Raw genomic sequence first — 23,696 nt, forward strand, 5'->3', positions numbered from 1 at the left:
CTTACCCACTATATTTTTGAAATTTTGGAATTGGATCCGATCAGGTACGGAAGTATGCAAATGCATATCTTTGTGCCAACATTTATTAATTGAAAACAATGAACATGAAAAAACCCTCAATAGGATTTATCGGCCTTGGCCTTATGGGAGCTAACATGGTTGAAAATCTACAGAATAGAGGTTATCAACTATCCGTTATAGACTTAGATAAGGAAGCAGTCGCCACCGTTGTCGCTCGTGGTAATGCCAGTGAAGCGGTCTCGCCAAAAGAATTGGCTGAAAAAAGTGATATCGTAATGCTCTGCCTGACTACTTCCGCTGTTGTGGAGAAGATCGTTTATGGCGATGATGGTATACTGGCAGGAATAAAGGAAGGCGCGGTTTTGATTGATTTTGGAACATCGATTCCTTCGTCTACCCGTAAGATCGGTAAAGATCTTGCCGATAAAGGTGCCGGTATGATAGATGCTCCCCTAGGTCGTACACCTGCGCACGCTAAAGACGGACTGCTAAATATTATGGCAGCCGGGGATAAAGAAACTTTCGAGAAAGTAAAACCTGTTTTGGAAGAGCAAGGTGAGAACATATTCCATTTAGGAGCCTTGAGTGCCGGTCATACCACAAAGTTGATTAATAATTTTATGGGTATGACTACCGTGGTAGCTATGTCACAAGCATTCGCAGCAGCGAAACTAGCTGGAGTCGATGGACAACAATTGTTTGATATCATGTCTGCCGGACCATCGAATTCGCCGTTCATGAAATTCTGTAAAAACTATGCCGTGGATAACGTAAGTGATTTGGGATTCTCGATTGCCAATGCCAATAAAGATTTAGGTTATTTCGTACATATGATGAAAGATCTAGGTACGGTTTCCAAGATTGCGGAGGCTACTTCGTCTAACCTTCAGGCTGCTTTTGATGCGGATATGGGTAGTGGTAATGTTCCTGAAATCTTTGATTATTTCTTAAAATTACAGAAATAGTTTCTTTTTGATTTTATTGGGTTTTGTTTTGATCTTTTTTACTTGTTCAAAACAAAATCCAATAAGAATAATTTATGCTATGAACAACTAATACGTTAGAATTAATTTGTATTGTTCGTAGCTTTTTATAAGAAGTACAATATTATTGAAATAGCCCCTAGAATTCTTTTTTCAAATTTCTTTAGCTGTTACTTTAGAAAATAATCTTCTATGATTATTTAATTACCGCGACTACATAATGTCCAATGAAGAATTTGGGCATTCAATTCTCCAGAGCTATAACTTGAATTCAGGATTTGGTAAATCCTGAAGCGTTTAATAGGGTAGATGCCTTTTGTTTAAAACTTGGATTATTAATAGCAAAAACTACAAGTACTGCGATTATCTTTTTTCTTAAATAACCTTATAATATGTTTTATAATTTTTCTAACAAGAAACAAGATATTACAGGATGGATAGAACAAAGGCAATGCGTAACTTTAAGGTCACAAAAATGAACGTGATTAGACCCTTTATGTACAATTGTTTAGTTGGTTGGTTAGTTCATTTGGCATAAAACCCAGAAATTTGAAGAAGTGCTATAGATTCATATAGTTGTTGCCCATAAAAATTAAAATTTAACGAATCTGGAAATGGATAAAAAAGTAATAGTGTTAACGGGGGCTGGTGGGGTTCTAATCAGCGCATTGGCCAAGGCCTTTGCTAAAGAAGGTCATAAAATAGCCGTTTTGGACCTAAAAAAGGAGGCCGCTGATAAGGTGGCTGAAGATATAAACTCCCATGGTGGTACTGCCATAAGTGTGGTTGCCAATGTTTTGGAGAAAGATTCCCTTATATCTGCCAAAAAGGAAGTCAATAGTCAATTGGGGCCATGCGATATTTTGGTGAATGGAGCTGGGGGCAATCATCCCTTGGGAACAACAAGCAACCCGTATTTGGAAATGGAGGACCTAAAGAAGACCACAGAAGGGTTTAAAACTTTTTTCGATTTGGACATCAATGGTATCCAATTCACCTTTAATCTTAATTTTATCGGTACGCTTTTACCTACCCAGATTTTTGCGCAGGATATGGTCGGTAGAAAGGATTGCAGTATTTTGAATATATCTTCCATGAATGCCTTTACGCCTTTGACCAAGATACCGGCTTATAGTGGTGCAAAAGCTGCTGTTTCCAATTTCACCCAATGGTTGGCAGTGCATTTCTCAAAAGTAGGAATACGTGTTAATGCCTTGGCGCCTGGATTTTTCCTAACCGATCAAAACAGGGCTTTGTTGTTAGGTGAAGATGGTGAGTTGACCCCAAGAGGGAATACGATTATCGGTCAGACACCCATGGGGCGTTTTGGTGAACCAGAGGATTTAATAAGCACGGCCTTATGGCTAAGTGATAAGGGCGCCGCTTTCGTTACCGGTGTAGTAGTGCCTATAGATGGTGGTTTTAGTGCTTTCAGTGGTGTTTAATAATTGTGAATTATAATGAGTATGACTTTAGAACAGACTTGGAGATGGTATGGGCCAAATGACCCTGTATCCCTTTCAGATATTAGACAGGCAGGTGCTACCGGAGTGGTTACCGCCTTACATCATATTCCGAACGGAGAGGTTTGGACCGTTTCAGAAATTACTAAAAGGAAAAAAGAAGTTGAAGCTGCTGGGCTTACATGGTCGGTCGTTGAAAGCGTACCGATACATGAAGCAATTAAAACCCAAGCAGAAGGTTATTTGCAGTACGTTGAAAATTATAAGGAAACCTTGGCTAATTTAGGCAAATGTGGTATCGATATCGTTTGCTATAATTTTATGCCTGTTTTGGATTGGACAAGAACCGATCTTGAGTTCCAGGTAGAAGACGGTTCCAAGGCATTACGGTTCGAAGCTGCTGCTTTTGCTGCATTTGAATTGTTTTTGTTGAAACGTCCCGGAGCGGAAAAAACATATTCAGAAGAAGAAGTTGCTGCTGCTAAAAAATATTATGATGGTTTGTCCGAAGAAGGAAAACAACAATTATCAAATAATATCATAGCAGGGCTTCCAGGTGCTGAAGAAGGATATTCCTTAGAGGAGTTCAATTCTATTTTGGCTACTTATGATGCTATTGATGGGGTGAAATTAAAGAAACATTTGTTCGAGTTTTTAGGGCATATCATTCCAACGGCTGAAAAAGCAGGGGTTTTAATGTGCATACATCCCGATGATCCTCCTTATCCCATTTTAGGTTTACCAAGAGTGGTAAGCACCGAACAGGATATTGTTGAGCTTTATAAGGCTGTTGATAGCCCGAATAACGGACTTACCTTCTGTACTGGGTCATTCGGCGTTCGAAAGGATAACGATCTACCGGGAATGGTTGAACGTTTGGGTAGTCGTATTCACTTTATTCACCTTCGTAGTACACAAAGGGATGCCAATGGAAATTTTCATGAGGCAAATCATTTAGAAGGTGATGTTGATATGTACAATGTTATGAAGGCCTTGATCGCAGAACACGAAAAACGAAAATCATCTGGTAGAAAAGACTTGCGTATGCCAATGCGTCCCGATCATGGTCACAAGATGCTCGATGACCTTCGAAAAAAGACCAACCCGGGATATTCGGGGATTGGCCGTTTAAGGGGATTGGCAGAACTGCGCGGACTCGAATGGGGTATACGTAAAGCCCTCTTTAACGAATAATTTTTATAGAACAGTCAAAGAAAAATAGTAAAATGACAACTTTAGTCGAAACTAGGTATGCTTCAAGTCCTGAAGCCGTGAAAAAGTATGACACAGCCGAATTGCGCAATGAATTCCTTATTTCCAATTTGATGCAAAAAGGGAAGGTCAATCTGACCTACACGCATTATGATCGGTATATCGCGGGGTCGGCGGTTCCTGAAAAGCCATTGAAGTTGGAAACCATAGATCCTTTGAAAGCTGAATATTTTTTAGAAAGACGCGAACTGGGTATTATCAATGTAGGGGCTAATGGGGCAGTTGAGGTAGATGGTACCACGTATGTTTTAGGGCATAAAGACGCCCTATATATCGGAAGAGGAGCTAAAGAAGTAATTTTTAAAAGTGATGAGGCCGATAAACCCGCCAAATTTTATTTGAATTCCGCTCCCGCCCATACTCATTATCCTACTAAAAAAGTGAGTCTTGCTGAAGCAAATAAGTTGGAATTGGGGTCTTTGGAGACTGCAAATCATAGGACAGTCAATCAAATGATAATTGGTGGTGTGGTTACCACGTGTCAATTACAAATGGGAATGACCGAACTGAAGACCGGAAGCGTTTGGAATACCATGCCAGCACATGTGCATGACCGTAGAATGGAAGTATATTTCTATTTAGATGTACCTGAAGGGCAATCGGTCTGCCATTTTATGGGACAACCACAAGAAACACGCCATATTTGGATGCAGAACCATGAAGCGGTTATTTCCCCACCATGGTCTATTCACTGTGGATCGGGAACGTCTAATTACACCTTTATTTGGGGTATGGCGGGTGAAAACTTGGATTATGGCGATATGGATGTTGCCAAAATAACTGATTTAAAATAAACATTATGTCTCTAGAATTATTCGATCTTAAAGGAAAAATAGCCCTTGTAACCGGAAGTACCCACGGATTGGGTATGTCCATGGCCATGGGCTTGGGAAAAGCAGGAGCCACTTTGGTCGTTAATGGGAACTCATCCCAGCAAAAGATTGATAAAGCGATTAAGGAATATGGAAGAGAAGGAATAAAAGCCTTTGGTTATAAATTCAATGTAACAGATGAGGTTCAGGTCATAGAGGCCATTGATAAGATCCAAAAAGAAGTCGGACCCATAGATATTCTAGTAAATAATGCGGGGATTATAAAGCGGACCCCTCTTGAAGAAATGGAAGTGGCAGATTTTAGGCAGGTCATCGATATAGATTTGGTAAGTCCGTTCATCGTATCAAAGCATGTTGTAAAATCAATGATTGTCCGTAAACAAGGTAAGATCATCAATATCTGTTCCATGATGAGTGAACTTGGCAGGGATTCGGTGGGTGCATATGCAGCAGCCAAGGGCGGACTTAAAATGCTGACAAAAAATATGGCAACGGAATGGGCCAAACATAATATCCAGACCAACGGAATCGGGCCTGGTTATTTTGCCACTTCACAAACGGCCCCTATTCGAGTAGGGGGTCATCCGTTCAATGATTTTATCATTAACCGTACCCCAGCTGCAAAATGGGGTGATCCAGATGAATTGATGGGAGCCGCGATTTTCTTGGCATCGAAAGCCAGTGATTTTGTAAACGGACATATTTTATATGTTGATGGGGGTATTTTGGCGACTATTGGTAAACCATCGAACGAGAACTGAGCAAAGGTTGGGAACTTTTTTCTTTACCTCTTAAAAAGGTATTTTATGTTAGCCATGGGTTTGTTCAAACGGTACGCATATAAGTGCAATGCATTTCTTATGTTGGGTTATGGACGTTTATAATTCTCTAAGACCTCTAGCACCATATGGGCTGAATTGAAGGCCGCTACCTTTACAAATTTAAAATAATCGGTATGGGCTTGGGTGTTGGCATTGTCGCTACAGCTTCGAATAACAATAAAAGGCACCTTCAGCATTGTACAAATTTGGGCAACGGCAGCACCTTCCATCTCAGTTGCAAGGGCATTGAAATTGGAATACAGTTCTTTGGCTTTTGTTGTGTCGCTCAGAAAGGTGTCTCCGGTTGCTATGGTACCAACGAAAAACTTAGGGGTCTTACCTTCAAAAGGTCTTAGTTCTATATGTTCGGAAACTTCTTTGCCCAAATCCAATAAATAAGGGTCTACGGGTATGTACAAAGGATTTCGGTCGTTGTTTTGGGCTAAATTTTTAGTGGGCCATGTTTTGAATGCCCCAGCCTTTAACTCGCCAAAATCATATTGGACCAGATTATCAGATATTACAATGTCACCGGGATTTATTTCGGGGGCCAAACCTCCTGCAACACCAGTAAATATTATTGACTTCAGTTTAAAATTAGTTGCCAATATAGCCGTGCTGTATGCTGCGTTCACTTTTCCTATCCCTACTTTCAATAGTACTACTTTTTGCCCTTTAAGTTTTCCGGTGTAAAAGGTGATTCCTTCCTTAGTGATCACCTTTTTGTTTTTCAAGGAATCTAAAAGCATGGATATCTCTTCATCCATTGCCCCCATAATTGCAATTCGTTGGGCAGATAGGGTACAGAACCCCATGATTAAAATGAAAAGTAAGATTTTTTTTAAATCCATAGAAATACCAGCGCTAATAGGTTGATGATTATGATTACGGGATTGATCTCTTGTTTTTTGCCAGAAAACAGTTTCAATAATGTATAACTGAGGAATCCAAAAATAATACCTGTCGATATACTGTAGGTTAGTGGCATAAGCACCATGGTCAAAAATGCGGGGATGGCTTCATCCAAGGATTTCCAGTCCACTTTCGCCAAAGGCATCATCATGAAAGAACCCACCAATACTAGCGCAATGGATGTGGCGATACTTGGGACTATGGACAATAATGGGGAGAAGAACAGAAAAGGTAGAAATAAAAGTCCGGCTGTAATGGCCGTTAGTCCTGTTTTACCACCTTCCCGAATACCTACGGCAGATTCTATATAGGCCGTACCTGAGCTGCTGCCGATAAGACCTGAAAAAATGGTGGTGATAGAATCGACCAATAGTGATTTCTTAAGGTTTCTGGGGTTTCCGTCATTGTCTTTGAACCCGGATGCTTCAGCTAGCCCAACAAAGGTTGAGATACTATCGAACAGATCGGTAAATGCAAAAACGAAAATAACCGGTAAAAACGCATATTGAAGGGAGCCGATGAGGTCGGCCTTCAAAAAAAGGCTGAAATCGGGCATGGAAATAAGGCCGTTATAATTCACTAGGGTAGAAGAGCCGAAATTGATTACAGACGCATCTCCCCACCATCTTCCAATGGGCCAAGCCATAAGGGTCGTAAGTATTATGCCGATAATCATAGCTCCTGGAATTTTTTTAACAACCAATATGGCCGTTGCAGCCAAACCCAGTAAAAAGGTTAAACAAATAGGGTCTTTCAAATTTCCCAATTTAACTAGGGTTACAGGGTCATCAATAATAAAGTGGGCATTCTGAAAACCTATAAAACAAATGAAAAGTCCAATTCCTGCAGCAATTGCATATCGTAAAGTATGTGGTATGGCTTGCACTATTTTGTCCCTGGCCTTCAGAACACTTAGAATCAAGAATAACACACCTGCCCAAAAAACGGCCCCTAAAGCCGCTTCATAGCTAAGACCAAGACCCTTAACCGCTGTATATGTAAAAAACGCGTTTAATCCCATTCCCGGTGCAATCACGAATGGGTTTTTTGCATAAATACCCATTGTAGTACTACCGAAAGCACTTACCAACACAGTTGCGGTAACCACTGCGGAAAATGGCATACCTGCTTCTGATAATATAGACGGATTTACGATTACGATGTAAAAAGTTGCCAAGAAGGAACTTATCCCGGCTAAAATCTCGGTGCGTATAGATGTTGTTTGCGTCTTCAATCTGCCTTTAAATTAGGAATTACCAATATCTTATAAGGGGTTATCTATAATATTTTGGGCACTATTATAAAATGAGCAATTGATAATTATACTTTTTGGTGAATACCCATTCAATACATTGGATAATTAATAATTCTTAATTGAAGGAATATTAGTTATCGACCATTTATTGAATCGCTTTAAACTATAGTTTATGCTTTTGAGAAGGGACACATGTTTTGTAGGCCAAACAGCTCTCGCTGTCGTTTCTTTATTTTATTCCAAGTCCTCGAACTGCGTTCGGACTTTCCATAAAACAAAGAACCACGCCAAATAGCGTGGTTTTTAGAGTGTTGTGATCGCGGAAGGATTACCTCCGATGTTCCTTTCTTATCAAAAGTGCAAATTCAAAACCAAACAGCTGTTGCTGTCGTTTCTTTATTTTATTCCAAGTCCTCGAACTGCGTTCGGACTTTCCATAAAACAAAGAACCATGCCAAATAGCGTGGTTTTGAGAGTGTTGTGATCGCGGAAGGATTACCTCCGGTGTTCCTTTTTTATCAATGATGCAAATAGAAAACCATGGGCTGTCGCCCTAGTCCATTGTTTTTTCCAAAACCTAAAACTTCGTTTTGTTTTTTCCAAAAACAAAGAACCATGCCCTTGTGAGCATGGTTTTCTGAGTGTTGTGATCGCGGAAGGATTCGAACCTTCGACCGTCTGCTTAGAAGGCAGATAGTTAATATTATTAAAATATGGGCATTTAAGCTATTTGTTATTGAAAATGCATAAAAATTGCATAATATTGGGTGTGTTTTTTTAATGAAGCAAGCCTGTTTGTATATTTTTTTGAACCTATGGGCCTGGAATATAAATGTATCAGATTAGGGAAGAATTTGTTTGTTTTTTAGCTCGGTTTTTTGTTGGCCACTGGCTTTATTCCGCAAATTTACTAGCGATGGCGTTTAAGCTCTTTTAAAATTAGAGAGGTTCGAGCAAACTTTAAATGTGCTTGAACTTGCGTTGTCTTATTCTATTAGTAATTAATTTTTATGTTTAAAATTTTCAACCTGTTCCATTACTTGGTCGAACACCTCATCGTTATGTTGGGGTGGGTAGCCATTTTTATGTAGACAGAAGAATATTTTTTGATTCAAGTCTGCTCTCACATTACTATTGTTTAGCCAATCAGTAAACGAAGATTGCATATCAATTAACTCTTTAATTTTCTGTGCCAAGAGTTTACATTTATCGTTTATAATTAGGTTACCCACTTTTTTATCCTTTCCAAACTCAAAGTTATATTTGTCTCGTAGGTGCATAAGAATATCGTAAAATGCTTTTTCCTCAAAAGTTAAACCTAATTTTCTAAAGCTATCTTTATCCTCTCCTAATTTCGACATTAAATCTAATGCCTGTTGAGTAGCATTTCTGATAATAGAATCTACAGCTTCGGACTGCGTAGAGGTGGCTTCCTCGGAAGATAAACTTGCTCTTCTATTGTGGTATTCATCAAGTGTTTTGTTTAGTAACTCCTCATATTTTTCTGCTGCTATTTTATTCGTGTCTTTGTATTCTTGTATTGACTTGCGAAGCATTTTAATTAACACTTCGAGTTTGGTAGCTGGAAGTTTTATATTGTCTAACTGCTCCACAAACTCAGGACTAAATATATTCTCTTCAACATCAGTATCTAGAATATCTACGACTGAGTTACATTTTAAGGCTTCTGCAACCATTCTTTCAACCACACGGTTCATACTTTCGGCATCGTGTTTATCCCCTGATGTCTTTCTGATATAAGAAGCTACAGCCATAAAACACTGGGATAAGGAAAGTTGTTCGCCTGTAAGCACATTTGATGGTTGGCAAATATCATAAGCTGTCCTTAATCGTCTTATATGAGCCATAAAAAACGTCTTTACGCTAACTGTTTTTGGTTTATCTTTTTCGTTGCTAAGATTTAGTTGTTCAGTAAGTGTGATTATGTAGTCTGCTGCTGAAGATAAGCATTCCAATCGCTCCAATGGTGTTGTTTTTGAATCCGTAAATGGCGTTATGTCAAAATCAGTAAACACTTCACTAATTATTTTCAACTCAATAATTAGAGCTTCCAAAGCTTGTTGTACATCATCTTCACTCGGACCAAATGAATCACCTCCAAACCTACGCATTGCCTTCATCATATTTTCACGAATACCAATGTAGTCAATGACATATCCAAACTCTTTGCCTATGTATTTACGGTTTACACGACTAATGGTTTGAATAAGCGTCTGTTTTTGAAGTGGCTTATCATTATATAGGTATGTTAAACTAGGAACGTCAAATCCAGTAATCCACATATCTACAACTATAACAATACGGAAGTTTGAATGCTCCATTTTAAAGGCGTCATCTAGCTTTTTAATTCTAGCTTTATCACCGATGTATTTATACATATCCGCTGAGTCATTTGGACCACGAGTAGCAACCATTGCAATGGTTGGCATTTTTGGAAGTTTCTTAAGTTCTTCCTTTGTTAACTTGCTATCGTCTGGTGATTTCTTCTCTTGAAACCATTCAGGATTTTGTGCTCTAAACTTTTGTATTAAACGGTAGGCAATTTTCCGTTTACTACATACAATCATTGCTTTTTGCACGACATCCACTTTGTTTTCGCAAGCATTGGTGTAATGTGTTGTAATATCTTTAGCTAAACGCTCTAAACGTTCGTCATCACCAAGAATTACCTCCATAGCACTCATTGCCTTTTTACTAGCTGCAACATCGTCTTCGGTAGCACCTTCATCAGCACACTGTTTGTAATAAGCGTCTATTTCTTTTGCTTTTTGACTATCTAGGGTAACATTTGCTATGCGAGGAATATATTTTAATCCAACCGTAATTTCATCATCTACCGATTGTTGCATTGTATAGCTATCCACCACTTCACCAAAAACTTGTATCGTTTCTTCTATTGGTGTACCTGTAAAGCCCACAAATGTGGCGTTAGGGAATGCAATGCGTAGATGCTCCGCATAGGGTTTGGTTACAAATGCTCCTAGAGGTGTCTCCTTTTCATCTATGATTTTTGATAAATTTTCTGAAGAATTTTTTGTTTTAGTTTCTGGTTTTTTATCCTTTATTTTTAGTTGCTTATTCAATTTTACTTGTGTACGATGAGCCTCATCGGAAAAGCAAATAATGTTTTTACGAGTATTCAATTCACCTATCTCTTCACAAAACTTTTGAATTGTACAGATAAAGAAACCACCAGATTTTCTAATGGACATTTCTGTTTTAAGGTCTTGTCTATCAGCTATTATTTTGGCTGCTCCCAAGGATAAAAACTCTTCTGAGCGAAGGAATAATTTTCCTGCTTGTGTTTGTAGGTCGTCTCTATCCACAATCATTACAATAGTGGGTGACCCAAGTTCACTGCACCGCAAGGATAACTGACGAGCCAAAAACATCATTGTATAAGTTTTACCACAACCTGTTGCACCAAAGTATGTACCACCTTTACGACTATCGGCTGAATGTGCTTTTAGTACACTTTCTGTTAACAGTCGAGTGGCAAAAAACTGAGGATAACGACAAACTATCTCTTCTTCTTTATCTGATTTCTTGTCGGGAAAGTAAACGTAGTCACGAATAATCTCTAAAAACCGATTAGGTTCATACACACCAGCTACTATGGTTTTTATTTGGTCTATACCTTTTTTAGCTGATTCATCTTCATTATTTACTTTTTTCCAAGCATAATAGTGATTATATGGTGTGCAAGTAGTTCCTAACTTGGTATTGTTCAATGTTGCATCACTTATGCACGATAGTGGGCAGTAACGCAATAGGTGCGGAATATCTCTTTTGTATCGGTTATGTATTTGTTCATAAGCACTGGCAATAGTTGCATTGGCATCGGTAGGATTTTTTAGCTCAAAGATGCAAAGAGGGATACCATTTATAAAAAGTAAAACATCTGGAATACGAATATCGGCTTTTAACCCATAACCAACTTCAAATTGATTGACACAACTGTAAATATTATTTGTGTTACCGAACTCAAAATCTAGATATTCAATATCGAAAATTTTACCATCACTTTTACGTGTATAACGATAACCATCACGGATAAGATGAAATGTATTACGAAGCAACTCAAAATGTGTTTGCCCACTGGTGAAACGCAAGTGGTTTGTAATCTCTTCAATATCCGAATCAGTTAAATCATCGTAACGTTCTTTGAAATAAGTGCTTAAATCATTGCTTAGTAAAACTTCTCTATTATTGCGAGCGATATTGCCACCATAAGTATAGGTCCAACCTTGCTGCTCAAGTAAATCAATAAGAGCCTCTTCGTAGTCGCTTTCGTAAAACTTTCCTTTCATCATGTTTGATATGACTTGTTGTTCGTTTTCTATTTTCAATATTATTGCAAATCTGTTATAGGTGTAATTTCTAAGGTGACATAATCAATAAATGTTGCTCCTTTTTATTCATAGTATGGTTAACTTAGAGTTTGAATTTTTGAGTTTATGTATTGTTTAAGGGTGTCAACAAACTTTTCAAAATTTACTCCGTGATCTCCTATAATTTTTTGGGGTATCAACACCTGATATCCTCCTGCAATATGCACCTTTTCATTGCCCTTATCTTCTACTGCATCTTTTAGTCGTTCATTGAGAATACCAATATTTCCTAAGACTTTTATTCGTTTTAGAATTTGTTGTATATCCGTTGGATATTGATGTTGCTTGGCTAACTCCCGATCATAATCAGACATATCAACAGCACAAAGCGCATAATTATCTTTTTGTTCATAAGAGGTTGTGTGTTGCAAAGTACTCATCAATACACTTCTATCTTTATGCCATCGTGATTTAACTTCTATATAGTAAATAGGTTGGTCATTTAGGGAAACAATTAAATCTTGCCCACCTTGAATATCTGCCACTCTTACTTTTAGAGACTTTTTGGTTAAAATCTCTTGTAGTTGTAATAATAGAAAATCTTCAACATATAAACCTAACTGCTTCTTAAACGCAAAATCATTTTTTTCTTGAATTTCATTATCAAGTTCCATTTTACCCAATTCGATAATGCGTTCAAAATTTTCTAATTTACTCAGCTCTGCAATAGCATTCAATTTTTTTTCATCTTGCACTTTCATTATTTGAAAAATACTCTCGCGTTTTTGTGGGCTATTGATAACACTGAGCATCAGTTGTGCTTTAATACTATTTATTGTGTCAAATAACGTACGCCAAATTGATCCTTCGTTCTTATCGTTTAGTAGCTCAATTATCTCAATAATAAGTTTCTGATGAGGATGATTCCCAATAGTACGCACTTCATTCTGAGCAAAAGGAAGTTGAATTTCACCTGCCAAGACTGAGCCATAAAGTTCTCCTGTCTCAACAAAAAAGTTCTCATATTCCTTTGCCACTAATTCGTGACAAATGCTTTTTGATTTATCTTCATCTGTTACACCACGACAAATAGTATTATAGAGTTCTTTCAAGCGCAAGGGCATTGTCCTTTCTCTCTTTAACTCACTTGCATAACAATGCTTGCCCATTTGATTGGGATATATCAAATAATTACGCAAAAAGCTGTTTGCTTCTTTGAAATCATATAATACTTTCACCATTTGTAAATTCCAAGTACTCCAGGAACTCTTATCTTCCAGTAGTGTAAATTTATACAAGGCATCATTTAAAAGTGCCGTATAACAGGTGCGAATATCAAACAGTTCTTTATCTAAACGCTCATTAACCGAAGGTGTATATTCATAAAACTGTGACAGCAAGTTGAATGTTTTTGTCGTAAACCCATCACCATCTAAAGGCAACAACATTTTATAAATATCCAATATAGCTTTAATTTGTGCTGGATTAAGATAGACATTTTCATAATCCTTTTTATGCCAACTTGCGTTAGCTAAAATGACATTTTTAAGTGCTACATTTTTGCTATCTAAGCTTGTAAGATAGACGGTAATTGCATTTTTTGCATCTTCAAAACCATATTTCTTGGCATCGTCTAAAACTAAATAGAAACTATTGTGTATAAATTTCTCCACCTCTTGTGGTACAAGCGTTTGCAGTGCTGTTCGATAGGTTGAGTTAAAATCTGTTGGCTTTACCAACTCTGCTTGCGATAATTTTAACTGTTCGTTTGGCACCAACTTTTTCAAGTCAATATCAGAATGAGGATGAGCTTTCAGATACGAACATAGTTTCAATAGCCATACTATATCTTCATCTTTGATGGTAGTATTTTCTACTATATGGCAAATTTGTGATAAAGTAAGCACATAAGGATTATCATTACCTCTGTACCATTCATCTGTACAGCGGCTCCAATAAATCAAATCCGATTGTTCTGGTAATGTTATGTTATGTTTCTCTTTTGAAAGCAATGTGTAAAGAGCATCCAATAGTTCTGAATCTTTTTCACAGGCTTCGTAAAGCTCTTTATCTAATACCTTGATAGCGCTGACTGATATATACTCATCTCCTTTTTTTACCAATGGTTGGCTTTCGAAATAGGTCACCCACTCAGTTTGTAGTTGGGTGTAATACGCTTTCAACTTCTCGCTTCCATCGGCTAAAAAATTTACACGCCCGAAATGTTTTCTATCAGTATAATTAGTGAGTTGGTGTGTTATAAACTCCTTTATAAGTCCACCTGCCAATTGAATTAATTGCTTGTTATTTTCGGCTTGGTCATCATTATTCTGTCCGTTACCTACAAATAATAAAGAGTCACGAGTATCTTTATCGCAGGTAAATGAAGGAGCGTGTACAATAAAGTTCCAACCCCAGTTTTCTGTTCCTAAAAGTGGAAGATATAGATATAGTTGTGGCTTATCATCGGAGAGCGGAATAACGTTTTCCGTGCCATCAATAGAGACGCAAGGGAGAATAACAGTAACTTCACTCTCAAGGGTGTTTTCTGTTAATTGACTTTTACTCTTTAATAGCAAAAATTGAATAGTAGATTCTGTTCCATTACAATTTCGATGGATAGTAACCTTCTCCATTTGCGTATTGCCAAAATCAGCTTGATGAATAGTAGAAATATGCTCATATATATCTGTGATATGGTCCACCTCATCGGCAAATGTAATACTCTGTATTAGTGGATTAAGTGATAAAACAGAAGGGACTAACGCCACAGATTTTTTAAAAGCCTCAGTAACATTATCTTTTTCTATTTGATGATTGTGTTTATAGGTAAATACAGTATTGTTCAAAGGTGTTGAACTCCAACAACTTCCATCAGTACCCCACTTTTGCGAAATATCTATGGCCTCTTTAATAGCCTTACTAAGTACAATTTTATCCTTAGAACTACGATCGATAAGAAATTCTTTTTCACCACCGAAGTTATAAAAATAGTTGCCTTGCTTTAAATCTAATGAACTTTGTAGGTGAAACTGCAACCCAAATTTGTGTGTAGTTAAAAATCCTGTTCCATATTGGCCAACCTGCACTATGTCATTACGCACTTTGCTACTGGTTTGCAATATCAAAGATTGTATTGATTTTCTGTCAAATGGTTGGCCGTTGTGTTTGAAAACAAATTCGTTGGGCCTGCGAATAAAAAGTACCTTTGCACGCTCTTCTACTTTTGATACATCACGAGCATTTTGTACCAATTCCCAAATGGCGCGATTGGAAGGTACACTACTATTGTTGGCAATGCCTGTAATTATATCGTTAGCAGGTTTGCCCCACATTGTTTCCGCCAACTGATCATCAGCCTCTTTTTTAATAGCTTCTTCTAATGATGCCGTAGTTTGGTGTGTTTCTTCTAATATAGCTTCTTCTTGTGACATATCTCTATCCGTTTATAGCTTTTTGCACCAATGCAGGGCAAAGTGTTTTCATTTTTTCACGAGCTTCAGTTGCTATTTTCTTAGCCTCTTCGGCACAGTTGTATAGATTAACTATGGCTTGTTGTTCTTCAGGTGGTGGTAACGGAATTTTCATTCCACACATTTCAGTCCAAGAAAACACCTCTGTTGAACTTCCTAAAGAACGAAAGCAAGCTTCTCTATCCCATTCCTCTCTGCAAAAAAGCAGATATAAATATTCAGGCATAATAGATACATCAAGTTTTGCATCTTGTACTTTGAAAGAGATGTTGTTCCAACTTATCATTACTGTTTTCTCTTCATTGTTAAATCCCAAACCAATTTTTTTGCCGTGAGTCCTAGGATTGTAAACAAATTCACGAGGTGTAACAATTAAGAATTTTGATAAATCTGTATTCCTAACATCTGCTTTTGTTGGTATAATCTGTTTTGTTATAGTCATACCAACAACATCATTAACACCATAAAGTAATTCCGAATTTCGATTTTCTGTCTGTTCTATATACTTTCCAAGTACCACTTCTGGGTATTTCTTTTTGCAGTTAATAATATAAGCTTGACAAGCTTGAGTAAGTGGTTGTATTAAATTTTCGTTCTGCTCTGCTAATGCTTTTAGTCCATTGTAAGTATTGACTAATTCTTGTTGTGTGTTGATGTCGGGTAGCGGGATTTGAATGTCACAAAATATATTCCAATCAAGGTTAGACCGAACACTTCCGTCACTAAGAAACCATCCATACCTATCCATTTGAAAACGATTAAACTGAATGAATAGATATTGTGGTAATAATACTGATTTGTCTTTTACGATGAATGTAGTATATGCTGGTGATATTAATATAGAATCATCTTTTTCATACAGAGCTAAACGAATACAAACATCACGACCTGTTTGCATACCACTAAATACGAAAACTTCTTTTTCAACAATTTTATATTTAGATTTATCTAGACCTGTTGTGTTTGCGACTGTCGGCATAAAGGCTTTGTCCTTATTTATGCCGAAAAATGGTAAGTCTAGAGTGTTAATATTCTTTAAGTCGTAAACCTCTATGTAATCTCCAAGTCTAACCATTTTAGTCTGTACTTTATTCACACTCATAGCCTAACTGTTTTAGTGCATTACGTAGTGTTTTATCATTCTTTTCTTGACGATTTAATAGAGTAGAAACTGTTGTTGCTGTTTCGGTGAGTACTTTGTGATAGTTGATTTTAGAATCACGGTCAACAAATTCAATATATCGGCTTGGTACAAGTGAGTAGCCCTTTTCGGTTAATTCTTTTAGCCCAACAGAACGGTATAGTTCTGGTTCGGCATAGTTTGTACCGTTAGTGCCCTCACTCTGCCAGTTAAAATATATGTTGGCAGCTCGTTTAATTTGGTCGGCTTTCAGTTCTATCTTCTTTTTCTGTTCTTTTTTTATTGGGTTTTCAGTCCACGAGCGTAAATCCATTAATAGAATCTCATTTTCTCTATTACGCTGTTTACGGTCGTGCCAAGTACCACCTTTTTTATTTTCGTTTAATATCCAAAGCGTTACAGATATATCGGTAGTATAGAAAAGTTCTCGAGGTAATACCACAATAGCTTCAATTTTGTCATTTTCAATGAGTTTTTGACGAATCGCAATAGCATCATCATCACCTAAAGCACCATTAGCAAGTAGGAAACCTGCTATACCTTTGCCTGCATTTAATTTAGACAGCATATGCAATATCCAAGCATAGTTTGCATTGCCTGCAGGTGGTGTGGCATAGTCTGCCCAACGACTATCGTTACTTAAATTTGGGTTGTACCATTTTTTTAGGTTAAATGGCGGATTTGCCATAATAAAATCAAAACTTAACCCTTTATGTAGGTCGTTAGATAATGTATCGGCATTTTGCTCACCAAGATGATGTGAGATACCACGCATAGCTAGGTTCATTTTTGCAAGACGATAAGTTGCTGGGTCTCGTTCTTGCCCATACACATTTACCTTTTCTATATTGCCTTGTTTAGCTTCTACATACTTTGCACACTGAATAAACATACCACCTGAACCGCAACAAGGGTCGTAAAGTGTTCCATCATAAGGCTCAATAAAAGCAGCTATCAGCTCAACAATATCGTGTGGCGTGTAAAATTCGCCCTCTTCTTTGGTTGCATTTACTGCAAACGATTTTAGGAAATATTCATATACACGACCAATTAAATCTTTCTCCTTACCAAAAGTCTTGTGAGAGATTTTATTTACTTCGTCTACAATCTTTTTAATCACATTAGCTTCAAGATTGATTGAAGTAAACAAACCTATACGAATACAGCCTTTTAACTCATCACCACTATTTTCAAGTTCTTGAATAGCATCATCCAGTGCAGCATTTAACTTAGTCCCAGACTTTTCCATAATCGTAGACCAACGCGCAGCTTCAGGAACAAATGCAATCCCTTTATATCTGCTTGGGCTGTCAAGGAAAGACTTTATTGTTTCTTCGTCTGTAATACCATTATCGAGACATTCTTGCCTCATGTCTTTCTGTGTATTTTCAAACTTCTCACCAATGAAACGCATAAAAACTAGCGTTAATAGCAAGTCTCTTTTATCGTTTAGTGATGCATTACTTCGTAAATACTCTCTGCAATTAAGTAAGATTGATTCTAGGTTTAGTGTATCTGTTGTTTTTTGCTTTTTTTTAGCCATATATTATTTCTTATTTGTAGTTGAAACTAGAAGCTCGGCAATGTCAACGTCCAATATTTCTGCAATTTGATACAAAACCTCTAGTCTTGGTTGCTGTCTATTCTGTACATAACCATTGACCATATTGTAGCTTTTCCCAAGTTTTTCAGCCAACCAAGTCTGTTTGATTCCTTTGTCTTCAAGTACTTCTTTTATTTTGTTCATCTCGTTTCAGAATTTTAAGAACTAATTTAATAATTTAGATAAGATACATCGTATTTCGTGATATAAAACGTTTGAAATATTTAATAGACTAGTGATGGGGAAGAGAAAGCTCTTTTGCTGCGGAGGTAAGGAGCAGGAAATGTGCTTGAACGTGCGTTGGCTTTTCAGAGCTTGTGGCTAACGGTTGAGCTAGGAACAGTACGGGAGCAAATTAGCGTTTGCTTTCCGCCACGCACATAGCGAAATCTTTTGGTTTTGTTTTTTCTTTTTTTGTGTCAAAGCGAAATCCCAAAGATTTAGCGACATTATAAATATACACAGACTTAAGAGTTTAAAGCCTAAGCCCGTAGTGTTTATAGGTTGCGTGTGTGCCCAGCATGGGCATCTTTTTAATTACAGAAAAGTAGTTAATTAATCTAGAGGGTTCAAGTCCCTTATGGGCAGGGGTAACACCTTGAACCATTAGTAAGCTGCAGGTTGCTAACCGTGAGGTTACATCTGAAGAAAGCGGGACTACAAAACTCGGTACTGACGAACAGGAACCGTTTACAGAGGCATATTTACTTGGGTAAGCAAGCACATCATTGTAACGCCCTAAGAACACCAAAAGGGTAGATATGTAGATACGGCAGGGATAGAGCGAAAGAAGATGTTCTTACCTGGGGAGGTCTCCAAAGTTACGTGTAGCTACATGGAGAAGTCAGCAGAGGTCATAGTACTTACGGGCAATGAGCTAGGGCAGAACCCTAGAGGTTTCACGAGTAAGGAAGGACCGAACGTAATTCTCTTCAAAATTCGCATAGGAGCACATGTTGTAGCCTATGCCTAAATTAGAAGATAGTGCCAAGGGTCAAAAGAGCCTTGGTATGATGATTTACGAACCGCCGTATACGAGACCCGTACGTACGGTGGTGTGAGGGGTGCACTCCGTCATTTGATGGCGGAGCCATCCACTCGATTGGCAATTGGCTTTTGTATTTTATTTAGATTCTTTTTTGTCTAATTCGACTTTAAAAATAACATCCTTTTTGACCAATTCATTAACGTTTAATGTTGGAAGTAAAAAACTATTAAATGGTGTATTCTCTGTTTTGCTGTGTAGAACTCCTCTTGTAGTACCTATGGTTAACATAACTAAATGACCTATAAATCCTTTAGGAACTATTAATTCAGTTTTAGATTCATTGTAGAAACTTGACCAAGCTTCTGTAGTTATATTGAAATGACAACCAACCTCTATTATTAAAAAAGGGGACTTTTCTTGAATAAGATTTGTAGAAAAAACTACAGAGATAATATTGTTTTCAAAATTAATTCCAAACCTTAATCCAGCTTTTAAATCTACTAAACCTCCTTCTTTGTAGGCTGATTCAATAATAGCAAACTGTTCAGTTGTTATTTTTTTTAATGCAAATCCAATTTTATTTTTTTCTTCAGCCATTATGCAACTAATTTGAGAAGGCAGTCAGGTTCATTTTCGTAAGAAAATGCTCCAAAAAGTGATTCATAACTTGAAAGACTACTCTCAACGTTCACTAATTCATCAGATTTAATATACTTGATATATTTCTCAACTTGAACTTGAATTGTTGTTTGAAATTCAGGTACTTGAATTAAGCTTATATTTAAGATTTGCTCAAGATTAGTAATAGTTTCCAATTGAAGGTTTTCAGTACCTTTCAATAGTTTATTAACATATTGTGGTGAGCAAAGCATGGCTTTTGCTAATTCTTTTTGAGTTTTAGGAAAGATATTAGCAGTTTTGTTTGCTTTAAGAGTAGACATTATTTTTACAGCAATACCAAAAGAAATATCAAGCCAAGCTTTATTTTCTTTGCGATATTTTGCTCTTTCAATCCAAGTATTGTCTTGTTTGGAAGATTCTTTAAGTCTGTTTTTTATGTTGTTAATACTCATTGGTATTTATTAGGTTGTTTTAATTTAATTCGACAAATTCTAAATTTTCACCATCTTCATCTTGTAGATATTTGCGTGTGAATTCTAGTTTGTCTAATTCCAAAATTAAATGGTCTCTTTCATTCATTGTACGTGTAAGTTTGATTGCACCACCACAAACAACAAATAGATTGGCTTCAATTCTTATTGCGTAAATCCGAAGCCAACTAGGTCGTTTTATTCCTTTGGCTTTGTCTTTTTCAAGATTTTCCTCAATAACTCCTTCTGATAAGGGTTCAAATAATGCAGATAATGTTTCAAGTCGTTCAGTTTTTCCAGTTTCTGCTATGTATAATAATTCTTCTTCGAAAAGTCTAGCGTCTTCCTTTGTTTTAATAATAGCTTCTTCAATAGTTATGCCATTCCAGAACTTGTTGTTTAGATCTTCCTTATGCTCTTCAAAAAACTCTCTTAAATAGATTGGATCGTTCCATAATTCAAAACATTTTGCAAATTCATTTAACAATTCAGTATCATATTGAACTGAATATAAACTGTCTTTTACTATTGCAAATGTATTAATTATTTTCATTAAATCAACCTGTAGGTTTATTTTTTTGACAAATTTAACTGATTTTCAGGAAATAGTATGGACTTTACTTGCAAAGTAAGCAACAAGATATTAACATTTATGTTCATAATAGTCATTGGGTTCGTAGCTTGTTGCCAACAATTGTATATGATTACTAAGGTACGCATATTTCTTATTTACAGGTAATATGGGTATTCCATCTTTATTGAGGGTCAGACATATATCAAACTATAATACATGTAAAATACGTTTGTAAGCATTTATTGCAAAAATAGACCATGCTCTAACTGTGGTACAGATTTAGGTAGTTGATCCAAGCTATTTGCAGTTGATCGAAATGTATCAATTATACCCTCCCTAAATTTGATCCACTTGAATATTCTTCGGATCTTTCTTTTATGAAAGCACGATACATAAGAATATCCACACCAGACCAGAAATTGGAAAGACAGCTTATAAAGCAACACACAGGGGAAAAGCTCTTCATAGATATATGTAGTGGCTCCATACCCTTCAATGAACGGGCAGAAGGGCAAAGGCTTTTAAAAGATATGGATCTAAACTATGTATCGGTACATGCAATAGATCGACTGGGACGAAACCTCCTGGATATATTAATGACACTCCAGCACTTTGATGATCATGGGATTAAACTAAAGGTAGAGAACCTGGGCATTGAATCATTGGTTGACGGAAAACCCAACCCAGCCTTTAAGTTGATTGTGTCGGTACTGGCCAACATTGCCGAAATGGAACGTAATACGATGTTGGAACGCCAGCGGGAGGGCATCGATATAGCGAAGGCCAAAGGGAAGTACAAAGGCAGGGTTAGGGGCTCAAAGGAATCCAGGGAGCAAATTCTGGCCAAGTATCCCACAGTAATCAAACGACTAAAGGAAGGTCAGAGCTTAAGAAATACCGCTAAGCTTTGCGACGTCTCCTTGGGAACGGTCCAGAAGGTAAAATTCACTCTAAAGAAAGAATCTGTATAATAGAATAAATTTTAAGTCAATTACGGAAAGCCGTAAACGAATGAAAATTATATTTGATAGATTTGAAATAAAAATCATGGGATTATATAAAATTACAGCAAAGAAGACTGGAAGTTGGGGCGGTAAGAGAATGGAGAAGGGAATGAGTGTTGAAATAGTTTCTCATAATAATCCTTTAGGACCATCAAAGGAGAAGGAAGCAACGCGACAAGCCTTATATAATAAATATGGAATAGACTTTAAAAATTTAATTTCGTCAACTTATTGGGAGGTGACAAAAATAAATTAAACTAAAAATGGAAAATATCAGCGCACGGGACTTTTATAGGTTATGGATAGATACTGTTACTGAAAATAAGGCTGAATTACTTGGTCTTTGGAGAAATCCAACCGAATTCACATATTATATTAAGGGAAGTGATAACTCAATTATAAGTCAAATCGGTCATAAAATGGATTTAAAAACCTATGAGCAGGACTATTATTCTATAGATACGGTATTCTATAAGCAAGAAGATTTAGTTCCTCATCTAGCAGAAGGTAATTTCTGGTTCAGGGACATACGAATAGCGTTTGAACATGAGAATAGTTTCAACAATAAGCTTTACCAAGAAGTCTCTCATCTTTTGATTACAAATTGTGATCTTAGAGTGTTGGTAGCTTACCCTCCTTCTGATACACCAATAGGAACATTGAATTCACTTCATGAAATAATCAAAGGAAATAGAAATTCTAAGACTAACTCCGACTTAGAGAATTTCCTGTTGATATTTGGTTACGAAAATCAATTTTCATGGGAAGGGTTTATCTATAAGCAACAAGGTTGGAAAGAGATTAATTAATCTATACGACAGGGGTATGAACATTTGTCTTATCAATGACTAGATATTAATTGAATAAACAGCTTTAAAGGGTTGTGATTCCCCAGTACTTGTCATATGATATTAATGCTTCCTTAGCCGCCTCAAGCATTCCTTTAGCTTTGTATTTAGCGGCCAGAGGGGAATCATTCGAGATACATTCATCGAAATGCTGCTGACAGAACTCAATCCGCTCCGTTAATTGTTCCCTTTTAATATTTTGGTTGATCAGGTCTTCTAAAGATACCATACTACCAAAGTATAAAATTTCTCTGATACTTTGAGTTGACCAACCCATATGTCCTTAACTACATTATATCAACTATCCTACGGGGCTGTATTGGGCCACCGTACTTTAATTCTAAAGCCTATTCATTCATTCAATCATAATTTAGTCTTATACCAAACACAAAGAATGATATCATCAGCAATGTGACCGCAACTTAAGTTGAAAATTAATTCAACTCTGAGAATAGAAAACAACAATACTTGTTTTCCTGTCCAGGTTGTTTATCTATAGAATCCAAAATAAGGTCATGCGTGTGACAAATAATCGATTATCTTTTCTTTTTGGTATCTATATAACATTTAAAAGAGTTGAGTCGTAAAATGAGGTAGGGGTAAAGTCAATTCTAATATCGTCAAAGTTTTTTATTTTGAAGAAGTAAGGCATTTTATTTGGAGGGGTTTTCGTAATCAAACAAGGGGGGTGCCCCCAAAAAACCAATTTATCCCTGGATCTTGCCCAGGGTACCTTTAGAAAGTGTAACACATTCAATTATGATAATTTGGAATATCATTAAATTTGACTCATGGGATTATATGAGTACATGATGTTATCCGATACCGAGCAATGGAGCGACCTTTGGGAGAACGGTACTTTCCTTACCCACCATATAGAAGCTGACAAGAAGTATGCTTTATATGCCCTCTATGATTTCTTTGTGGAGGTTGAACTTCACTGCAGGACGGACAAGATCATTGGTAAGAATCATTTTAAAACTGGCAAATTATTGGATAGGTACGCTGGTAGTATAGATATAAACAACAGTTTGGATTAAGAAAAAAACAATGGAAAAGTCC

At 36.9% G+C, this 23,696-nt stretch carries 21 protein-coding genes; 10 read left to right on the forward strand and 11 right to left on the reverse strand.

Translation table 11 applies throughout. The features are described from left to right. Nucleotides 1–104 precede the first annotated feature (104 nt). From R3X28_RS04980 to R3X28_RS05000, 5 genes are all read left to right on the forward strand, one after another. Nucleotides 105–986 (forward strand): NAD(P)-dependent oxidoreductase, encoded by an 882-nt coding sequence (locus tag R3X28_RS04980; RefSeq protein WP_317662884.1) that lies wholly within the window; start codon nt 105–107, stop codon nt 984–986. Between the two features lie 632 nt (nt 987–1,618). Beyond that, nucleotides 1,619–2,449: an SDR family oxidoreductase gene (locus tag R3X28_RS04985; protein ID WP_282053458.1), complete on the forward strand. Its 831-nt coding sequence runs from the start codon at nt 1,619–1,621 to the stop codon at nt 2,447–2,449. Nucleotides 2,450–2,470: 21 nt separating this feature from the next. Next, nucleotides 2,471–3,661, forward strand: a complete 1,191-nt coding sequence (gene uxuA, locus R3X28_RS04990; protein ID WP_317663064.1) for a mannonate dehydratase — start codon at nt 2,471–2,473, stop codon at nt 3,659–3,661. A 32-nt stretch (nt 3,662–3,693) separates the two neighbouring features. After that, nucleotides 3,694–4,533, forward strand: a complete 840-nt coding sequence (gene kduI / locus R3X28_RS04995) for a 5-dehydro-4-deoxy-D-glucuronate isomerase (protein ID WP_317662886.1) — start codon at nt 3,694–3,696, stop codon at nt 4,531–4,533. A 5-nt stretch (nt 4,534–4,538) separates the two neighbouring features. Then, nucleotides 4,539–5,333 carry a gluconate 5-dehydrogenase gene (locus R3X28_RS05000; protein WP_154362638.1) on the forward strand — a complete coding sequence of 265 codons (795 nt, stop codon included), beginning with the start codon at nt 4,539–4,541 and terminating at the stop codon, nt 5,331–5,333. A 107-nt stretch (nt 5,334–5,440) separates the two neighbouring features. Here R3X28_RS05000 and R3X28_RS05005 read toward each other — a convergent pair whose 3' ends face one another. The 7 genes from R3X28_RS05005 to R3X28_RS05035 all read right to left on the reverse strand — a co-directional run bounded on the left by R3X28_RS05005 (nt 5,441) and on the right by R3X28_RS05035 (nt 18,273). Further along, the gene (locus R3X28_RS05005) at nt 5,441–6,244 is read right to left on the reverse strand and encodes a 5'-methylthioadenosine/adenosylhomocysteine nucleosidase (protein WP_317662890.1); all 804 of its coding nucleotides are present in this window, start codon (nt 6,242–6,244) and stop codon (nt 5,441–5,443) included. Beyond that, on the reverse strand, nt 6,235–7,539 hold the full coding sequence (locus R3X28_RS05010) for an NCS2 family permease (protein ID WP_317662892.1): 1,305 nt from the start codon (nt 7,537–7,539) through the stop codon (nt 6,235–6,237). Before R3X28_RS05010 ends, R3X28_RS05005 begins: the two co-directional genes overlap by 10 nt. A gap of 1,022 nt (nt 7,540–8,561) precedes the next feature. Continuing rightward, nucleotides 8,562–11,894, reverse strand: a complete 3,333-nt coding sequence (locus tag R3X28_RS05015) for an HsdR family type I site-specific deoxyribonuclease (RefSeq protein WP_317662894.1) — start codon at nt 11,892–11,894, stop codon at nt 8,562–8,564. Between the two features lie 116 nt (nt 11,895–12,010). After that, nucleotides 12,011–15,346 (reverse strand): sacsin N-terminal ATP-binding-like domain-containing protein, encoded by a 3,336-nt coding sequence (locus R3X28_RS05020; protein ID WP_317662896.1) that lies wholly within the window; start codon nt 15,344–15,346, stop codon nt 12,011–12,013. A 4-nt stretch (nt 15,347–15,350) separates the two neighbouring features. Then, a complete protein-coding gene (locus tag R3X28_RS05025) occupies nt 15,351–16,487 on the reverse strand; it encodes a restriction endonuclease subunit S (protein WP_317662898.1) in 1,137 nt (378 codons plus the stop codon). Continuing rightward, on the reverse strand, nt 16,474–18,069 hold the full coding sequence (locus R3X28_RS05030) for a class I SAM-dependent DNA methyltransferase (protein WP_317662900.1): 1,596 nt from the start codon (nt 18,067–18,069) through the stop codon (nt 16,474–16,476). Before R3X28_RS05030 ends, R3X28_RS05025 begins: the two co-directional genes overlap by 14 nt. Before the next feature lie 3 nt (nt 18,070–18,072). Beyond that, entirely contained in the window at nt 18,073–18,273 is a 201-nt protein-coding gene (locus R3X28_RS05035; RefSeq protein WP_317662902.1) for a helix-turn-helix transcriptional regulator, read from the reverse strand. Between the two features lie 691 nt (nt 18,274–18,964). Between R3X28_RS05035 and R3X28_RS05040 the strand changes: the two genes are divergently transcribed. Beyond that, nucleotides 18,965–19,102, forward strand: a complete 138-nt coding sequence (locus R3X28_RS05040; RefSeq protein ID WP_317662904.1) for a hypothetical protein — start codon at nt 18,965–18,967, stop codon at nt 19,100–19,102. A gap of 150 nt (nt 19,103–19,252) precedes the next feature. Here R3X28_RS05040 and R3X28_RS05045 read toward each other — a convergent pair whose 3' ends face one another. Genes R3X28_RS05045 through R3X28_RS05055 form a run of 3 tightly spaced genes read right to left on the reverse strand, consistent with a single transcriptional unit; the run spans nt 19,253 to nt 20,761 of the window. Further along, the gene (locus tag R3X28_RS05045; RefSeq protein ID WP_317662906.1) at nt 19,253–19,714 is read right to left on the reverse strand and encodes a hypothetical protein; all 462 of its coding nucleotides are present in this window, start codon (nt 19,712–19,714) and stop codon (nt 19,253–19,255) included. Then, nucleotides 19,714–20,190, reverse strand: a complete 477-nt coding sequence (locus R3X28_RS05050) for a helix-turn-helix transcriptional regulator (protein WP_317662908.1) — start codon at nt 20,188–20,190, stop codon at nt 19,714–19,716. Before R3X28_RS05050 ends, R3X28_RS05045 begins: the two co-directional genes overlap by 1 nt. 19 nt (nt 20,191–20,209) lie before the next feature. Further along, nucleotides 20,210–20,761, reverse strand: a complete 552-nt coding sequence (locus R3X28_RS05055) for a hypothetical protein (RefSeq protein WP_317662909.1) — start codon at nt 20,759–20,761, stop codon at nt 20,210–20,212. A 398-nt stretch (nt 20,762–21,159) separates the two neighbouring features. Here R3X28_RS05055 and R3X28_RS05060 point away from each other — a divergent pair, with 398 nt between their 5' ends. From R3X28_RS05060 to R3X28_RS05070, 3 genes are read left to right on the forward strand one after another with little or no spacing between them, the layout of a single operon-like run. Continuing rightward, nucleotides 21,160–21,753, forward strand: coding sequence for a recombinase family protein (locus R3X28_RS05060; protein WP_317662911.1), 594 nt, complete (start codon nt 21,160–21,162; stop codon nt 21,751–21,753). Between the two features lie 40 nt (nt 21,754–21,793). After that, nucleotides 21,794–22,042 carry a DUF6140 family protein gene (locus R3X28_RS05065; protein ID WP_317662913.1) on the forward strand — a complete coding sequence of 83 codons (249 nt, stop codon included), beginning with the start codon at nt 21,794–21,796 and terminating at the stop codon, nt 22,040–22,042. A 7-nt stretch (nt 22,043–22,049) separates the two neighbouring features. After that, nucleotides 22,050–22,595 carry a hypothetical protein gene (locus R3X28_RS05070; protein WP_317662915.1) on the forward strand — a complete coding sequence of 182 codons (546 nt, stop codon included), beginning with the start codon at nt 22,050–22,052 and terminating at the stop codon, nt 22,593–22,595. Between the two features lie 64 nt (nt 22,596–22,659). Here R3X28_RS05070 and R3X28_RS05075 read toward each other — a convergent pair whose 3' ends face one another. Beyond that, nucleotides 22,660–22,863 (reverse strand): hypothetical protein, encoded by a 204-nt coding sequence (locus tag R3X28_RS05075; RefSeq protein WP_317662917.1) that lies wholly within the window; start codon nt 22,861–22,863, stop codon nt 22,660–22,662. Nucleotides 22,864–23,425: 562 nt separating this feature from the next. On the opposite strand from R3X28_RS05075, the gene R3X28_RS05080 reads away from it, so the two are divergent. Further along, nucleotides 23,426–23,674, forward strand: a complete 249-nt coding sequence (locus R3X28_RS05080) for a hypothetical protein (protein ID WP_317662919.1) — start codon at nt 23,426–23,428, stop codon at nt 23,672–23,674. Nucleotides 23,675–23,696: the final 22 nt, after the last annotated feature.

Source organism: Maribacter sp. TH_r10, assembly GCF_033101095.1.
Taxonomy (GTDB): domain Bacteria; phylum Bacteroidota; class Bacteroidia; order Flavobacteriales; family Flavobacteriaceae; genus Maribacter_A; species Maribacter_A luteus.

Excerpts from the sequence above, each read along its gene's own strand:
- R3X28_RS04985 (WP_282053458.1), top strand. The coding sequence starts at position 1,619 with ATGGATAAAAAAGTAATAGTGTTAACGGGGGCTGGTGGGGTTCTAATC.
- R3X28_RS05050 (WP_317662908.1), bottom strand. The coding sequence starts at position 20,190 with ATGAGTATTAACAACATAAAAAACAGACTTAAAGAATCTTCCAAACAA.
- kduI (WP_317662886.1), top strand. The coding sequence starts at position 3,694 with ATGACAACTTTAGTCGAAACTAGGTATGCTTCAAGTCCTGAAGCCGTG.
- R3X28_RS05030 (WP_317662900.1), bottom strand. The coding sequence starts at position 18,069 with ATGGCTAAAAAAAAGCAAAAAACAACAGATACACTAAACCTAGAATCA.
- R3X28_RS05055 (WP_317662909.1), bottom strand. The coding sequence starts at position 20,761 with ATGAAAATAATTAATACATTTGCAATAGTAAAAGACAGTTTATATTCA.
- R3X28_RS04980 (WP_317662884.1), top strand. The coding sequence starts at position 105 with ATGAAAAAACCCTCAATAGGATTTATCGGCCTTGGCCTTATGGGAGCT.
- R3X28_RS05000 (WP_154362638.1), top strand. The coding sequence starts at position 4,539 with ATGTCTCTAGAATTATTCGATCTTAAAGGAAAAATAGCCCTTGTAACC.
- R3X28_RS05035 (WP_317662902.1), bottom strand. The coding sequence starts at position 18,273 with ATGAACAAAATAAAAGAAGTACTTGAAGACAAAGGAATCAAACAGACT.
- R3X28_RS05020 (WP_317662896.1), bottom strand. The coding sequence starts at position 15,346 with ATGTCACAAGAAGAAGCTATATTAGAAGAAACACACCAAACTACGGCA.
- R3X28_RS05065 (WP_317662913.1), top strand. The coding sequence starts at position 21,794 with ATGAAAATTATATTTGATAGATTTGAAATAAAAATCATGGGATTATAT.
- R3X28_RS05040 (WP_317662904.1), top strand. The coding sequence starts at position 18,965 with ATGGAGAAGTCAGCAGAGGTCATAGTACTTACGGGCAATGAGCTAGGG.
- R3X28_RS05075 (WP_317662917.1), bottom strand. The coding sequence starts at position 22,863 with ATGGTATCTTTAGAAGACCTGATCAACCAAAATATTAAAAGGGAACAA.
- R3X28_RS05015 (WP_317662894.1), bottom strand. The coding sequence starts at position 11,894 with ATGATGAAAGGAAAGTTTTACGAAAGCGACTACGAAGAGGCTCTTATT.
- R3X28_RS05045 (WP_317662906.1), bottom strand. The coding sequence starts at position 19,714 with ATGGCTGAAGAAAAAAATAAAATTGGATTTGCATTAAAAAAAATAACA.
- R3X28_RS05080 (WP_317662919.1), top strand. The coding sequence starts at position 23,426 with ATGGGATTATATGAGTACATGATGTTATCCGATACCGAGCAATGGAGC.
- R3X28_RS05060 (WP_317662911.1), top strand. The coding sequence starts at position 21,160 with ATGAAAGCACGATACATAAGAATATCCACACCAGACCAGAAATTGGAA.
- uxuA (WP_317663064.1), top strand. The coding sequence starts at position 2,471 with ATGACTTTAGAACAGACTTGGAGATGGTATGGGCCAAATGACCCTGTA.
- R3X28_RS05070 (WP_317662915.1), top strand. The coding sequence starts at position 22,050 with ATGGAAAATATCAGCGCACGGGACTTTTATAGGTTATGGATAGATACT.
- R3X28_RS05025 (WP_317662898.1), bottom strand. The coding sequence starts at position 16,487 with ATGAGTGTGAATAAAGTACAGACTAAAATGGTTAGACTTGGAGATTAC.
- R3X28_RS05005 (WP_317662890.1), bottom strand. The coding sequence starts at position 6,244 with ATGGATTTAAAAAAAATCTTACTTTTCATTTTAATCATGGGGTTCTGT.